Below are 13,516 nucleotides of genomic sequence, written 5' to 3' on the forward strand. Positions count from 1 at the left end.
AAAATGGTGGTTAATCATGGCGAATACAAAAAAATTTCAACGTGAGGAAGTTGTGAAGGTCGCATCCGATCTATTCTGGAAGAAAGGCTTTCACGCGACGTCTACCCGAGATTTACAAGAAAATGTGAACCTTCGCCCTGGTAGCATCTATGCGACATTCGGTTCTAAAGAAGGCTTGTATTGTGAAGCATTAAAGATGTACGTCGCGAATCTTCAGGCCCAGTTTGAGGATCACTTAGCGCAACATTCAGCGGTTTTGTCCGCGTTAGAAGCGTTTGTTTTAGATGTAGTGATCACGCAGCGCCATACAAATCCCAGTGCCATTTGTATGTTAGTTAAATCGGCCAGTGAGTTTGACGAAGGATTTGATACGCTTCGCTCGCAAACGCAGGGCTTAGCGAATCAATTTGAAGCTTTTCTTGTCACATTGTTCGAACAAGCGATTGCCAACGGTGAGGTAGAAGAGCAAGACCCACTGCACCTTGCACAATGGTTCCAGATCCAGTTCACAGGTCTTAGAGCATACTCACGTCGCAGTGACGACAATACGTTAAAGGGATTGATCGCAACCATGATGAACGGTTTTCGGCGCGAATTGCATCCCCACTGATTGATAGCAATCCGCTGTTTATCCTGACGGTATGGATGCCGAGCCCAGAGTTAAGAACACCGGCAAGTATTAATCTGCTAAACTCTCCACCCCTTACCTTGATTCGGAAATGCTGACAATGAGCCAAGAGCAACCCAATAACCCATTACATGGTTTAACCCTTGAGAAAATACTTGTACGTTTACAAGAGCACTATGGCTGGGAGGGATTGGATGCAGAGATTCCAATTAACTGTTTCTATAACAATCCTTCTATCAAATCGTCGCTGAAGTTCTTACGCCGAACTCAATGGGCAAGAGACAAGGTTGAAGCGCTCTATATTGAAACATTCTGCCAATGATCAAACAAGATCGCAAAGCCATAGGCTACGTCAACCTTACGCTTGAGAGAGATTGACGGAAGATACGGTTTGAGTGGCCGATGCAGTACTTGAGATACATCAAGTCGACTTTCCAAAATTTGCAGTATCTTGATATGGCACTGGTTGATTATGGAGTAAGCGATGAAAATGTTCAGAATCGAGACCTACACGAACGAAGTGAAAGAAAGTACGGTGAGTGTTCCATTGGCGTTAGCAACGATTGCTATAAAACCGTTCTTAAGCCGCATCATGACCACACAGAAAGACGTAATCTTAGCCGCGTTAGAAGACAAAACCTTTTTAGGTGTGATTTTGGAGCTGGATGATCATGCATCGGGTGAACGAGTGATCTTTTCTGTAAGTTGAGCAAGACGTAGTCTACTTATGGAATTTGACCATTGGCTTCAAGAAGCAGTCATTGATGTTTCATCTCTTAAAATGTGCTGCATTGTAGTGGCTTTTTAATTCGACCAGAGTGATGTGGTTGTTGAGGGGTGAGATAATTTCGTTTCTAAATGTGCTTAGATCGTTGACTGGGGTCGTGAGGATTTGAGTTGGTACACTGGCCATTTGTTGAGTAAGAATCACAAAGTCACCTTCATCAATATGGATCGTAGGGGACAGATGGCTGGGGGCTTTGTTCTCTAGCCGTTCGATAGGAGTTAAGGGAATGACCAAGCGACTATTTAGTGAATCGAGCAACTCGCTTTGAACATCAACAAAATACGGGTAAGTGCTTGCGGTGCTCTTATCGTTGTTTTTATAAAGTGTAAATTGTGACATTAGAATACTCAGTATGAATCAGAAAATAGTCCGTGTTTTGCAGTTAAGTCGTTACACGCTTCAATTGCTTCGGCGTTTTGTTCTAACCATTCGGCTTTCAATTGTTGCTTTACTTCTTTTTCCAAAGCCTTCTCCATTGTTGCTGATAGGTTGATGTTTAGGCGCTTAGCTTCGGCAAGTAACTCACTGTTTAAACTAAGGTTTGTCGCCTTTTTAGGTGCATGTGTGCTATATATATTTTTCATGAAGTGTTTCCATGCGTATTAATGATGCGCATTTAGTGTAGGTAAAAGCTAGGCATACGACAAATTGTTCAAGAGGGATTCATCCCGCGTGGCATTTTTACTATGCGGTTGTCAGTTTCACATTGGTTAGGCCATGTGTTTGTTGTTGGAGATACATAGCAATGGAAGTCACTATTGGGAATGATGCCGAGTTGATAAAGAGAGCTCAAACTATCCGCTATCAGGTGTTCACACTTGAGCAACAGATCCCTAAAGAATTAGACCTTGATGGACTAGATGAAGAGTCAATCCACGCGTTAGTTGTGGAACAAGATAAACCCATCGCCACTGCTCGCCTAACAGTGAAACAGGGCAGTACGTGTACTTTGGCTAGGGTAGCGGTCACAAAAGCATATCGAGGTGATGGAGTTGCCTCAAAAGTTGTCCAGGCTTTGATGGGTTATGCGCAGAGTAATGGTGTTGAGTCTATTGTGATCCACGCTCATAGTTATCTTCGAAATTACTATGAAAGGTTTGGCTTTGAGTTCATCAAAGAAGTGGAGATTGTGGGTGAACATCAGTTAGTTGAAATGCGGCATCAAATAGTAAAGAGGTAGTTGCTCAAAGGAAATCTGATGAAACTCTTACTGGATACCTCTTATTTCTCTACCATCTTGCAGGACTTCTTCAATCTCCGCTCCATCAAGCATTTTTCCTAGTGGCGACTGAGGAGTGATGACAACAACGCGGTCGTTATCGAGTTTGTAGCCACCACATGCAGGTAAAAACCAACACGTCATGTCATCTGAGAGCGTCACTATCGCGCCGAGTTTGATCTCATCTTCTTCGTCAAAATCAATAAGCGGCAGGGACTTAAGGCGATTAATGGTTATATCAAATTCAGCCACACGTTGCGATTGGCCATGTGCTAAGTACGCGGCCTCTAGTCCAACGGTATCGTACTGTGTTTCTGCGACACTTTGTTCATGCGTAGCAAGATCATGGGCGGTATCCGCCGCATCCAATGCATTTTTGCGTTGAGTGGAAAGGGTCTCTAGGAGCTCGGTGCGCAGTTGTTCTTTGTTCAGCATGGTGTACAAATGTTTGAGTAGACGCGTTGATAATACTGGATTAGCGATCAGAGTGCGATAGGGGATATAGAAACGACTTTCATTGTTCCAAAAACGGTGAAACCCCGATGTTGGTAGCATCGGGGTTTCGAATTTTTAGAAGTCTCGGTTGGTAAGGCCGATATTCTTTATGCAAAAGGCTGGATTACAATCCGGCTATTCCTTGGTAGGAGGAATTAGATGCGGATGAAGTCCATGTGCTCAACTTTTGGCTTGAAAGCGTGACGTTGAACGTCTTGTGGCTTAACTTTCACTTCAGCGCCGTCGATCACTAGAACGATACCTTCGTAGAACTCAGGCTTGTCCATTTGGTTAACGATGTCATCGTGGTTAAGAACGATCGATACTGGTGCAGCTTCGCCACCGTAAACGATAGCAGGGAATTTACCAGCGTGACGTAGGCGGCGGCTCGCACCTTTACCTAGTTCAGTACGTACTACTGCTTCAAATTTCATAGTAATTACTCTCAAATATGAAAAAATTAACTTCACATCTCGCAATGCGACCTTGCAGATGTGGTGTGCGCTTTAGAGAAATTGGTCGTAACTCTTAAAACGAGCGCGGATACTACCATCCATACCGTTTTCTCGCAATAGATATTCGCCGTACGCGCGACAATTTCGCCTATTTTGTTTCAACGGTTTAGCGCTTGTGCTTCTTAGTTGCACTCGCGCGTTGCATGGTGAGGATGGCTTTCAATCCACCTTGAGCACCCGCTTCTAAGCTCAGTGCGCCGCGATAGCTGTGTGCCATCTCTTGTACAATGTTCAAACCTAGCCCCGAGCCAGGGGTGTGCTCGTCTAAGCGCACGCCGCGTTTTAGCACTTGCTGAATGTGCTCTTTGGCAATTCCGGGGCCATCATCTTCAATCACGATGGAGAGTTGATGTCCGTCGTCGGCTTCGCGTTTTGCTTCATCAGTGATGACATCCACACTGTAGATTCTTATCATGCTGCTGGCCCATTTATAGGCGTTCTCCAAAAGATTACCCAGCATCTCGTCGAGGTCGGTTTGTTCCACAGCAAGCTCAATATCAGAATCCAGTTCATTGATGACGGTTAAGCCTCGGTTGGCGTATATTTTGTCAAACGCGAGCGTGATGGCATCGACGCGCTCGGCGGGATTGGATTTTACCGCGAGAATGTTTTTGGCGCCGGCCATGCGCGCGCGTCCGAGGTGATAATCAATTTGGTGCTGAATTTGATCGATGGCTGGGGTCAGCTTCGCTTGTTCAGCCTCCCCCAATTGACGGATTTCATTCTTGAGCACAGACAGCGGCGTTTTTAAGGCATGCGAGAGGTTCCCAGCGTGATGACGGGCGCGTTCGAGAAGCTCTTGATAGTGAAACAGCAGCGCGTTGAGGTCACTGATCACCGGAGCTACATCTTTGGGGTAGGCTTCATCAAGGCGATTTTTTTCGCCACGACGCAGCTCGGCCAACTCTTTCTTCATCTTGCCCAGTGGGCTTAATGACCACTCTACTTGCAGCATAATAACAGTCAGAAGCCCAAGATAGAGTAAGCCGAGAATCAGCCACAGCTGACCCATCAACTCGGTGACGGTCGCTTCGATGGGCTGTTCATCCATGCCAATCGTCACTTGAATAGGGCCGCTGTAATCGGGGAAATAGAGGGTCGAATCTATGGTGATGAGTTTCTCGCCTTTTGCCCCAAATACAGCGCTTTTGCCTTTGTGTTTTTTTGCGCCTTTGAAGGTCAGCGTCTGATCCCACAGAGAACGCGAACGCAGCGTGTCGCTATCAGTGCTCGCTTGCCAGTAGAAACCACTATAAGGGCGAGTAAAGCGAGGATCGGATAAGCCCGAAGAGAGCGAGAGTTTACCTCTATCATTGACGTTAAGCGCACCCGCCATTTCATCCATATAAATAGAGAGCTGATCGCGGCTGTCCTCAACCATATAGTGCAGAACTTGGGTCGGTACCGTCACGCCGGCGGCGATGATCATCGCCGTGAGCCAGATGATAGCGGCAAAGACCAGGCGACTTTTTAGGCTGAGCTTTTTAAGGTTGGCGACGCGGAGCTTAGGCATTGAGCTGGTATCCTAGCCCACGCACGGTTTTGATGACGTCAGGCGCGATTTTTTTGCGGATACGGCCAATAAAGACCTCAATGGTGTTGGAATCACGATCAAAATCTTGCTTGTAGATGTGCTCGACCAGTTCGGTGCGAGAGATGACTTTGTCTGGGTTGTGCATAAAGTAGGCGACGACTTTGTATTCTAGCGCTGTTAGTGTGACGGGGGTTTGCTGCCAGAGTACGGTAGAGCTGCGGGTATCGAGGCTCAGGTTACCCACCTGCATGACGGGTGAAGCATTGCCAGAGGCTCGGCGAAGCTGGGCGCGAACGCGGGCGATCAACTCAACCATCTCAAACGGTTTGGTGAGGTAATCATCGGCGCCAGCATTTAGCCCTTCTACTCGCTCGCTGAGCGCGTCACGGGCACTGAGTATCACCACTGGGGTATTGATGTTGTTGGCGCGAATGCCACTCAACACCGAAAGCCCATCCAGTTTGGGTAGGCCCAAGTCCAATACAATTGCGTCCCACTCTTCGCTGGTGGCACGATATAGACCATCCTCACCATCGGCAGACCACTCACTAACCCAATCTGCATCGTCAAAAGACGCTTGAATTTGTTGCCCAAGGCGAAGGTCGTCTTCAATCACCAATATTTTCATTCTAACCGAGGCTCCTTATTCAGTGGGTTTAAGCGCGTCGCGAAAGTGTCGGCCTTTGATTTCCAGCATTTCTAAACTGGCTGCATTGTACTCGACTTTAATGATGTTGTTATTGTGGTTGAGTTTGAGCTCATAGATCCAAATGCCATCATCTTGATCCAGTTCGACTTGGATGATTCTACCATGCAAGTCGCGCTCGACCGCTGCGTACATCTCGGAAAAGGGTCGAATGTCGCCATTTTGTACCGCTCTGTAGACTTCGTCTTGATCGCCCTCGAGATCGACGCGGGTTCCCGGGTGGTACTCATCTTGAACTAGGGCGTGGCCGTCTTGCGCCGCACTGGGCAGAGAAAAGAAGACGGCACTAGCAAGAAGAAAGGAAGCCGGTAAAAATTGACTCATACGGGGTGTTCTCAGTGTATTCATCAGTATATTCCTCTGTTCAGAATCAACATGAGCATACACGCAACAAGATGAACCTTGAGTGAATTATCCGCTCAGCTCATCGTCAAAGATTTTATCGCGCATTTTCCAAAAGCGCCCGACCTTACGCGCAATCACAAACTGCGGCGGGCGAAAGCGGTGTTGATTATCGACCACTTTACTCGGTGATAGGGTATCAAAGGGGCGATGCTTGTCCGCCAAATGCGGACGAACGAAGCGATCTTTGAAGGTCTTTTTCTGTTTAGGTGTGGTGAGAGACCAAAATTCATGCACCTTGGCATCGTTGTCACCCACGTAGCTGACCCGGAGCTGGTTTTTACCTTGGCCATCTTTGTGCAGTGAAAAGTCCATCGCCAAGCACTCAAACACTAAAGCATCTTTAAGGTTTAACGCCTCTTTAAGCTTCTTATCTGGGTCGACTAAGGTGGCGTCACACTCATGGCAAATACGCGCAGCTATATCGTTATCGGCGCCGCAATCACCGCAGTATTTTGCGCGAAAGCGGTAGTTGCAGTGCTCGCGCTCGCCCGTCTCTTCATCGGTAAAATACCCTTGGCACTTACGGCCAAAATGTTCAATTAAAAAGCCATTGCTATCGAGCTTGCCCCAAAAGTTGTTGTTAAAGCCACAAGCCGGGCAGGGGATGGTGATGATCTCGCTGTCCGAGTCTGGTTTTGGATCGCCCACTTCGGGTTGATAGAGATCGTAAGTGTTGTCCGCGTAATCGAGTACCAAGCAATCACCTTTTCCTGGCGATAAACGTAACCCACGACCAACAATTTGCTGATACAAGCTGACCGATTCCGTTGGGCGAAGAATGGCAATCAGATCCACATGCGGCGCATCAAAGCCCGTCGTCAGCACCGAGACATTGACCAGATATTTGATTTGGCGCTGCTTAAAGCGTTCGATGATGCTGTCACGCTCCGTAGTAGGCGTATCACCGATGACCAGCTCGGTGTGATCGCTAGGGAGAAGCGAAAAGATCTCCTGCGCGTGCCTCACCGTGGCGGCGAATATCATCACGCCTTGCCTGTGCTCGGCGTGTTGGATGATTTGTTCGACGATTTGTGGTGTTGCGCGCTTGGCATTGTCAATCACCATATCAAGTTCTGACTCTTTATAGCGCCCGGTACTAGCGGGTTTGAGTTGCGAGAAATCATAGCTCAGTATTGGGGCATCGAGCAGCGTAGCGGGCGTTAGAAACCCTTCATCAAGCAAATATTGGATAGGCAGTTCAAAGATGCAATCGCGGAAGAACCTCGGTTCATCGCTGCGTACTAAGCCGCGTGTGTGGTACTGGTAAATCCAACCCATACCCAGGCGATAGGGTGTGGCGGTGAGACCAAGCACTTTAATGCCCGGGTTAAGCTCGCTCAAGTGGCGAATGACTTTTTGATAACTGGTGTTTTTGTCATCCGGTACGCGGTGGCATTCATCGATCACCAGTAGCGAAAATTGGTGACTGAACGCGTCCAAATTGCGCACAACCGATTGCACTGAGGCAAACACCACTTGCTGATCGGTCTCCTTACGGCCCAGCCCGGCAGAAAAAATCGCGCCCTTTAACCCGTAACCTTCGTACTTGGCGTGGTTTTGCTCAACCAACTCTTTGACGTGTGCCAGCACTAAGACTCGCCCTTTTGCCAAACGCGCTAATTCTGCGATGACTAAGCTTTTCCCCGCACCCGTTGGCAACACAAGCACCGCAGGGGTTTGATTGGCGCGAAAGTAATGGATTACCGCTTTGACGGAGTCTTCTTGGTAGGGTCTGAGGGTGTACATGGTAATGCGTAGCTGAGAATTTTTTACAATTATACACAGGTAAAAATGTTATTTTAATATGAATTAAATTCATATTAAAACTGTCTTTTGTTCTGTCTATACTCATCTCAATATGTGGTATCTTGATAGACAGTACTGATACGTAGACATTGTGTAGATAAGAGTGCAAATAAACAAACCCGTGTCACAATCAACGAGCATCGCCCTTGCTACATAGGGCTAGCCTTTGCTGTATTGGTGATAGAAGTTTCGCTTTAATCAGGTAAATCGATGCCAAAGGCCACCCATTTTGATTTTAATCTTTTGCGCGTATTTCTTAGCGTCTACAAAAGTCACTCATATACTGTGACCGCCGAGGAGTTGGATTTGACCCCCTCAGCGGTGAGTCATGCGGTCAAGCGACTCAATACACAATTAGGGGAAACCTTATTTCAGCGTAAACACGTCGGTGTAGAGCCAACGTTTGTCGCGCATGATCTGTTTAAGCAAGTCGCTGAACCATTTCATTCGATAGAACGGACCATTCTCGGTTATGAGGATTTCTCGCCAAGCAAAACGGATAGAGCGTTTCGTGTCTATGTGCCTGACGTGTATATGTCAGACCTAATTCAGCGTTTGGTTGGCCAGCATGACATTAGCGCTGAGGTGATATTCGCCGCGTTACCTTCCGATCAAGATGACACTTATGATTCACTCGCCAGCGGGGTGGTCGACTTGGTGGTGGATTATGTTGCGCCCAGACTGGGAGGTATTGCCTCTCAACTAGCTAAAGAGGAGTCGATGGTGTGCGTGGTCCATCGTGATCATCCTCGTATTGGCGATACCATTAGTTATGAGCAGTATTTTGCCGAGTCTCACGCTTTTCTGAATTTGGTTCGATTTAATACTCGTGCTGCGGATACCTTGGCTAAGCAGCCGATCCCACAGCGTAAAATACACAGCGACCACAACTCACTGTACTCAATGCTACACACGATTGCACATACAGATGCTATTGGTATCTGTACACAAGACGTCGCCAGCCTTATGCAAGCATCATTACCCATTAAAACGATGGCTGTACCTTATGAGATCAACAAGGTCGCGCTATGGGTCAATTGGCCGAAGAAGCTGGATAATAACCCAGCGAATCAGTGGCTCCGCTCATTGGTGATTGAGTTGCTGGCGCAAGCGTAAAGGGTTCGCAGCGCGCAGTGAACTCTGTATACTGCGCGGCGAACACAGAGTGAGGTAAAAATGCGTTTAGACAAATTTCTCTGCGATGCCTTAGGTGCGACGCGAAAAGAAGCCACGAAAATCATCAAAAGTGGCGAAGTGACGGTCAACGATGTGGTGCAAAAAAGCGGTGCAGTTAAAGTTTCCGACACGTGCGTCGTCGAGTGGCAGGGTCGTGAAATCGGCAAACCAGGACCAAAATACATCATGCTTTACAAACCTGAGGGATTTGTCTGCTCTCATGAAGACGGTTTTAATCACACAGTGTTTGTGCTGCTAGATGAGGTGAAAATTGAGAACCTGCATTTTGCTGGGCGATTAGACGTCGATACCACAGGTTTGGTGTTGATTACCGATGATGGCCAGTGGTCGCACCGCATCACTTCACCGAAGCATAAGTGTGAGAAGACGTACCGAGTGTGGCTGGCCGATCCTATCGGTGACGACTATGCTGAAAAACTCGCCCACGGTATCGAACTGCGCAATGAGAAAGAGCCGACGCTGCCCGCGAAACTAGAGATAGTCAATACAGATGAGCACGAAGTGCTGCTGACGATTACTGAAGGCAAGTACCACCAAGTGAAACGCATGTTTGCTGCACTGGGCAATAAGGTTGAGCATCTTCACCGTGAACGCATCGGTGCTATAGCGCTGGATGATTCGCTTGAACCGGGTGAATACCGTTACCTGACTCAAGTAGAAATTGATTCTATTTGGAATTAATACCCCAATTTGGAAGAGCTTTATTTCCTAATAGGAACTAGTAATTTGAGCTCAATCGGTTGAATATAGTCCGGTTAACTTCATTTCTTTTGACGAGCCGCCTTTCTGCGGCTCGTTTTTTCGCTATCGGATAGGAGACTTATGTCTGATACTGCTATTACCAACACCGACACGCCTCAGTTGAGCTTTTTGTTGTTTTTGGTTTTGGGCGCCATTGGTGCCTTAACGCCACTGGCGATTGATATGTATTTGCCCGCGATGCCCTCCATCGCTGCCGATCTCGGTGTCGAAAGTGGCGCGGTGCAAATCACCCTTACGGCTTATACCGCGGGCTTTGCTATTGGTCAGTTGATTCATGGTCCATTGGCGGACAGCTATGGTCGTCGCCCGGTGCTGATCCTTGGCGTGCTGTTTTTTGGTTTGGCCTCATTGGTGAGTGCAACCACCACAAGTATTGAAGCGCTCACTTGGGTGCGTACCGCGCAAGGCTTTGCGGGCGCTGCAGCGGCCGTCATTATTCAAGCTGTCGTGCGTGACATGTTTGATCGTGAGGATTTCGCGCGCACCATGTCATTTGTGACCTTAGTGATTACCATAGCGCCTTTGGTGGCGCCGATGATCGGCGGTCACGTCGCCATTTGGTTTGGCTGGCGAGCAATTTTTTGGATCCTGGCAATTTTTGCCGCCATCGTGATCTCCTTGGTGCTTTGGAAAATTCCAGAAACCTTGCCAGTGGAGAAGCGTCAGCCGCTGCGTTTTCGCACCACGATGCAAAACTATGCCCGATTGTGCGCCAACCCTGTGGCGATGGGGTTGATTTTTTCCGGTGCGTTTTCATTCGCCGGTATGTTTGCCTTTTTGACCGCAGGCTCGTTTGTCTACATTGATATTTATGGCGTACGCCCAGATCACTTTGGTTATCTGTTTGGTTTGAACATCGTTGCGATGATCATTATGACCAGCATCAATGGCCGCTTGGTACGTAAAGTCGGCTCGCACACGATGCTAAGATTTGGTCTTGCGGTGCAATTGCTCGCCGGCGTTGGGATGTTCATTGCCTGGATGCTGGATCTTGGTCTTTGGGGCACTGTGCCTTTTGTGGTGCTGTTTATCGGCACGTTATCGACCATCGGCAGTAATAGTATGGGGTTGCTGTTAAGCGGTTACCCGTCGATGGCTGGTACGGCTTCATCATTGGCGGGCACGCTGCGTTTTGGTACGGGTTCCGTGATTGGCGTGGTGGTGGCGATGTTGCCAAGTGACGCAACATGGCCGATGATAGCGACCATGACGGCATGTTCGATACTCTCTGCCGCGTTGTATGGATTTTTTGGAAGAAAGGCGTAATGTCTGAATACACAGTTGAGATGCGCAAGTTAGTCACACTTGCGCTTGAAGAGCTCGATGCGCAGCATCGTTTAGGAAAGCTGACCGACGCTCCGGTCGCCAACAATCACTATTTAGTGCGTTGGGTGACCAGAGCGCTTAAAGAACAGCGTTTTCATCGCGTGGTTGGCAATGACCTGACGCGTTGGCAAAAAATGGGGCGCTCAAAAGGCAACGAAGCAGGGCTGTTGTTCACGTTTAAACGCATCGCTAAGCTGTACGATACCTTCTTTAGTGGTGAGGAACGAACGCTGAAAGACAGTGATATTGAGCAGTTCCTGGATCTGATGGAGAACGCGGATTGGGAAGTCTCTACCTCAGAACCCTTAGTGGGTGTGGGTAAGGTGCAACTCTTTACGGAAGGGCAAAATTCCTTGGCGCTGTGCGCGGATCAATGTGACGCTTGCTTTGAAGGCGAGACTTTAGTCAAGCCGATGAGTTGGTTTGTGCGCGGTAATCACGCTGAGTTCGTCGAAAAAGCGACTGACGCAGGTTTTTTGGTGCACAAGGTGACCGACTACAAGTCGAATGTGAAGTACCACGGTGAATACCTTATTTTTCCTGCCAATCGTGGAACGCAGTTGCCTGAAATTCCCCTTAGCTTGACGGCTTAGCCTGAGTTCTTAATTATAAAAACAACGCCTTGCTGACACGCAAGGCGTTGTTTTTCGCGCTCTATGTCGCCGCCTTTCTCACAATAGCTCTCACCATACCTTTGAAGATAAACAGGTGTGGCAGCATCATGGCAAACCAATACATTAGCCCCCAAAAACCTTGCGGGTGCCACCAAGCGGTGACGCTGAGTGCGCGCTGGGTACCATCATCCTCAATAGAAAATTCCAAACGACCTAAACCTGGCCCTTTCATACCAAACAGCAACGAGAGAAAACGCTTGGGTTCACAGCGGATCACTTTCCACGAGTCAATAAAATCACCCACTTTAAGCTCTGGCCCAGGAGGTTGACGCCGAATCGGCGCTCCAGCGCCAAACAAGACGTCAAGCCATTCGCGTGTTCGCCACAAGCCATTGGCGAAAAAGTAGCCTTGATCGGGTTGACCGATGGTTTGAATGATTTGCCACAGCGCGTCGGAACTCATTGGCGTTTTTATCGTCGCGCCCGCCTGTTTCGGATAATAGCCGTAGCCCGGTTGCCAGCGACTAAGCGCCGCAGGGTCATAACCCCACACGTTACTGCGCACGAATTCTCCCTCTTGCTCTATCGCGCGCTCAATCATGGTTTGAAAGTCAATTAAGGTCTGTGGGTAGCGAGTGCGTATCTTGGTTGAGTCCGTGACAAAGTCATGAGACAGCCCCGCCAGAAGCGCCGAGCCGACCGACGCAGGAACGGAGGTCACCAAGGCGAGCCAACGCGAGGCCATCTTAGGCGTGAGCAGCGCAGTGCTCACAAGTCGAACCCGTTTGCCCGCCGCTTGACCGATAACCTGAAACTGTTCTCGATAGGTCAACACATCTGGGCCGCCCACTTCAAAGCATTGATGCTGAGTCACTCGCTCTTTGATCAGGCAGAGTAGGTAGTGATTAAGGTTCGCCAATGCGATGGGATTCGCTTTTGAATCGACCCATTTAGGCGCGATGAGGATAGGCAGGTTGTAAACAAAGTCGCGCATGATCTCAAACGCCGCCGAGCCAGGACCAATGATGACGCCAGCACGTAACTCGGTGATAGGCACGCCCGCTTGACGGATGATCTGTCCGGTCATCAAACGCGCTTTAAGGTGTTGTGAGTTGCCTGTTTGCGGTTGGAGCGCACTTAAATAAATCACATGTTTCACTTGGCTCACTCGAAGTGCGTCGCGAAAATGTTCTGCCAAGCTGATTTCATAATCGACAAAGTCAGAACCGTGGGCCATTCCGTGAACCAAAAACAGGACGATATCAAAGGCGCGCACTACTTTGATGGTCTCGGCGCGATCTGCCAGGTCTATGTAAGTCAAGGTAAGGTTGGGGTGCGGCGGGATACGCGCCTTCAATGCCGAAACCTCTCGCGAAGCAGCAGTGACGCTGTAACCTTTTTCGCACAGCTGAGGAAGCAGTTGTGACCCGACATAGCCAGATCCGCCCAGCACCAACACTTTTTTCATCGACATTCCTTATGGTCTTGAGCAACAAAGTGATTCACACCTATAATAGCGACA

At 48.5% G+C, this 13,516-nt stretch carries 17 protein-coding genes; 8 read left to right on the forward strand and 9 right to left on the reverse strand.

All coding sequences use genetic code 11. The annotated features are described in order from the left end of the window. Nucleotides 1-16 precede the first annotated feature (16 nt). The 3 genes from AC6R0R_RS17355 (at nucleotide 17) to AC6R0R_RS17365 (ending at nucleotide 1,337) form a co-directional block, all read left to right on the forward strand. Complete coding sequence (locus AC6R0R_RS17355) at nucleotides 17-610, forward strand: TetR/AcrR family transcriptional regulator (RefSeq protein ID WP_500627630.1); 594 nt, start codon at nucleotides 17-19, stop codon at nucleotides 608-610. Nucleotides 611-728: 118 nt separating this feature from the next. Further along, nucleotides 729-950 carry a VF530 family protein gene (locus AC6R0R_RS17360; protein ID WP_334552347.1) on the forward strand — a complete coding sequence of 74 codons (222 nt, stop codon included), beginning with the start codon at nucleotides 729-731 and terminating at the stop codon, nucleotides 948-950. A gap of 162 nt (nucleotides 951-1,112) precedes the next feature. Beyond that, complete coding sequence (locus AC6R0R_RS17365; RefSeq protein ID WP_500627631.1) at nucleotides 1,113-1,337, forward strand: hypothetical protein; 225 nt, start codon at nucleotides 1,113-1,115, stop codon at nucleotides 1,335-1,337. 60 nt (nucleotides 1,338-1,397) lie between these two features. On the opposite strand, the gene AC6R0R_RS17370 is transcribed toward AC6R0R_RS17365, so the two are convergent. After that, a complete protein-coding gene (locus AC6R0R_RS17370) occupies nucleotides 1,398-1,754 on the reverse strand; it encodes a CcdB family protein (RefSeq protein WP_500627632.1) in 357 nt (118 codons plus the stop codon). Between the two features lie 8 nt (nucleotides 1,755-1,762). Then, nucleotides 1,763-1,999, reverse strand: coding sequence for a type II toxin-antitoxin system CcdA family antitoxin (locus tag AC6R0R_RS17375; protein ID WP_500627633.1), 237 nt, complete (start codon nucleotides 1,997-1,999; stop codon nucleotides 1,763-1,765). 161 nt (nucleotides 2,000-2,160) lie between these two features. Here AC6R0R_RS17375 and AC6R0R_RS17380 point away from each other — a divergent pair, with 161 nt between their 5' ends. Then, nucleotides 2,161-2,595: a GNAT family N-acetyltransferase gene (locus tag AC6R0R_RS17380; RefSeq protein WP_500627634.1), complete on the forward strand. Its 435-nt coding sequence runs from the start codon at nucleotides 2,161-2,163 to the stop codon at nucleotides 2,593-2,595. Nucleotides 2,596-2,622: 27 nt separating this feature from the next. Here the strand turns inward: AC6R0R_RS17380 and AC6R0R_RS17385 are convergent, their stop codons facing one another. From AC6R0R_RS17385 to radD, 6 genes are all read right to left on the reverse strand, one after another. After that, nucleotides 2,623-3,189 (reverse strand): hypothetical protein, encoded by a 567-nt coding sequence (locus AC6R0R_RS17385; RefSeq protein ID WP_500627635.1) that lies wholly within the window; start codon nucleotides 3,187-3,189, stop codon nucleotides 2,623-2,625. A gap of 95 nt (nucleotides 3,190-3,284) precedes the next feature. Continuing rightward, on the reverse strand, nucleotides 3,285-3,563 hold the full coding sequence (rplY, locus tag AC6R0R_RS17390; protein ID WP_334552334.1) for a 50S ribosomal protein L25: 279 nt from the start codon (nucleotides 3,561-3,563) through the stop codon (nucleotides 3,285-3,287). A gap of 187 nt (nucleotides 3,564-3,750) precedes the next feature. Then, a complete protein-coding gene (locus tag AC6R0R_RS17395) occupies nucleotides 3,751-5,157 on the reverse strand; it encodes an ATP-binding protein (protein ID WP_500627636.1) in 1,407 nt (468 codons plus the stop codon). Beyond that, complete coding sequence (locus AC6R0R_RS17400; RefSeq protein WP_500627637.1) at nucleotides 5,150-5,806, reverse strand: response regulator transcription factor; 657 nt, start codon at nucleotides 5,804-5,806, stop codon at nucleotides 5,150-5,152. The genes AC6R0R_RS17395 and AC6R0R_RS17400 overlap by 8 nt, the downstream gene beginning before the upstream one ends. Before the next feature lie 15 nt (nucleotides 5,807-5,821). Continuing rightward, nucleotides 5,822-6,208 (reverse strand): PepSY domain-containing protein, encoded by a 387-nt coding sequence (locus tag AC6R0R_RS17405; protein WP_500627740.1) that lies wholly within the window; start codon nucleotides 6,206-6,208, stop codon nucleotides 5,822-5,824. A gap of 87 nt (nucleotides 6,209-6,295) precedes the next feature. Next, nucleotides 6,296-8,035 (reverse strand): DNA repair helicase RadD, encoded by a 1,740-nt coding sequence (gene radD, locus AC6R0R_RS17410; RefSeq protein ID WP_500627638.1) that lies wholly within the window; start codon nucleotides 8,033-8,035, stop codon nucleotides 6,296-6,298. Nucleotides 8,036-8,305: 270 nt separating this feature from the next. Here radD and AC6R0R_RS17415 point away from each other — a divergent pair, with 270 nt between their 5' ends. From AC6R0R_RS17415 to AC6R0R_RS17430, 4 genes are all read left to right on the forward strand, one after another. Continuing rightward, entirely contained in the window at nucleotides 8,306-9,211 is a 906-nt protein-coding gene (locus tag AC6R0R_RS17415) for a LysR family transcriptional regulator (RefSeq protein WP_500627639.1), read from the forward strand. Nucleotides 9,212-9,271: 60 nt separating this feature from the next. Further along, nucleotides 9,272-9,973 carry a 16S rRNA pseudouridine(516) synthase RsuA gene (gene rsuA / locus AC6R0R_RS17420; RefSeq protein WP_500627640.1) on the forward strand — a complete coding sequence of 234 codons (702 nt, stop codon included), beginning with the start codon at nucleotides 9,272-9,274 and terminating at the stop codon, nucleotides 9,971-9,973. Between the two features lie 141 nt (nucleotides 9,974-10,114). Continuing rightward, nucleotides 10,115-11,320, forward strand: a complete 1,206-nt coding sequence (locus tag AC6R0R_RS17425; protein ID WP_500627641.1) for a Bcr/CflA family multidrug efflux MFS transporter — start codon at nucleotides 10,115-10,117, stop codon at nucleotides 11,318-11,320. After that, the gene (locus tag AC6R0R_RS17430) at nucleotides 11,320-11,973 is read left to right on the forward strand and encodes a DUF2913 family protein (protein ID WP_500627642.1); all 654 of its coding nucleotides are present in this window, start codon (nucleotides 11,320-11,322) and stop codon (nucleotides 11,971-11,973) included. Before AC6R0R_RS17425 ends, AC6R0R_RS17430 begins: the two co-directional genes overlap by 1 nt. A gap of 61 nt (nucleotides 11,974-12,034) precedes the next feature. On the opposite strand, the gene AC6R0R_RS17435 is transcribed toward AC6R0R_RS17430, so the two are convergent. Next, on the reverse strand, nucleotides 12,035-13,462 hold the full coding sequence (locus AC6R0R_RS17435; RefSeq protein ID WP_500627643.1) for a DUF2867 domain-containing protein: 1,428 nt from the start codon (nucleotides 13,460-13,462) through the stop codon (nucleotides 12,035-12,037). Between the last annotated feature and the right edge of the window lie 54 nt (nucleotides 13,463-13,516).

The organism is Vibrio sp. R12-SW3-ISO1, from assembly GCF_059834005.1.

Excerpts from the sequence above, each read along its gene's own strand:
- AC6R0R_RS17365 (WP_500627631.1), top strand. The coding sequence starts at position 1,113 with ATGAAAATGTTCAGAATCGAGACCTACACGAACGAAGTGAAAGAAAGT.
- AC6R0R_RS17380 (WP_500627634.1), top strand. The coding sequence starts at position 2,161 with ATGGAAGTCACTATTGGGAATGATGCCGAGTTGATAAAGAGAGCTCAA.
- radD (WP_500627638.1), bottom strand. The coding sequence starts at position 8,035 with ATGTACACCCTCAGACCCTACCAAGAAGACTCCGTCAAAGCGGTAATC.
- AC6R0R_RS17405 (WP_500627740.1), bottom strand. The coding sequence starts at position 6,208 with ATGAGTCAATTTTTACCGGCTTCCTTTCTTCTTGCTAGTGCCGTCTTC.
- AC6R0R_RS17430 (WP_500627642.1), top strand. The coding sequence starts at position 11,320 with ATGTCTGAATACACAGTTGAGATGCGCAAGTTAGTCACACTTGCGCTT.
- AC6R0R_RS17415 (WP_500627639.1), top strand. The coding sequence starts at position 8,306 with ATGCCAAAGGCCACCCATTTTGATTTTAATCTTTTGCGCGTATTTCTT.
- AC6R0R_RS17435 (WP_500627643.1), bottom strand. The coding sequence starts at position 13,462 with ATGAAAAAAGTGTTGGTGCTGGGCGGATCTGGCTATGTCGGGTCACAA.
- AC6R0R_RS17370 (WP_500627632.1), bottom strand. The coding sequence starts at position 1,754 with ATGTCACAATTTACACTTTATAAAAACAACGATAAGAGCACCGCAAGC.
- rsuA (WP_500627640.1), top strand. The coding sequence starts at position 9,272 with ATGCGTTTAGACAAATTTCTCTGCGATGCCTTAGGTGCGACGCGAAAA.
- AC6R0R_RS17425 (WP_500627641.1), top strand. The coding sequence starts at position 10,115 with ATGTCTGATACTGCTATTACCAACACCGACACGCCTCAGTTGAGCTTT.
- rplY (WP_334552334.1), bottom strand. The coding sequence starts at position 3,563 with ATGAAATTTGAAGCAGTAGTACGTACTGAACTAGGTAAAGGTGCGAGC.
- AC6R0R_RS17385 (WP_500627635.1), bottom strand. The coding sequence starts at position 3,189 with ATGCTACCAACATCGGGGTTTCACCGTTTTTGGAACAATGAAAGTCGT.
- AC6R0R_RS17355 (WP_500627630.1), top strand. The coding sequence starts at position 17 with ATGGCGAATACAAAAAAATTTCAACGTGAGGAAGTTGTGAAGGTCGCA.
- AC6R0R_RS17395 (WP_500627636.1), bottom strand. The coding sequence starts at position 5,157 with ATGCCTAAGCTCCGCGTCGCCAACCTTAAAAAGCTCAGCCTAAAAAGT.
- AC6R0R_RS17375 (WP_500627633.1), bottom strand. The coding sequence starts at position 1,999 with ATGAAAAATATATATAGCACACATGCACCTAAAAAGGCGACAAACCTT.
- AC6R0R_RS17400 (WP_500627637.1), bottom strand. The coding sequence starts at position 5,806 with ATGAAAATATTGGTGATTGAAGACGACCTTCGCCTTGGGCAACAAATT.
- AC6R0R_RS17360 (WP_334552347.1), top strand. The coding sequence starts at position 729 with ATGAGCCAAGAGCAACCCAATAACCCATTACATGGTTTAACCCTTGAG.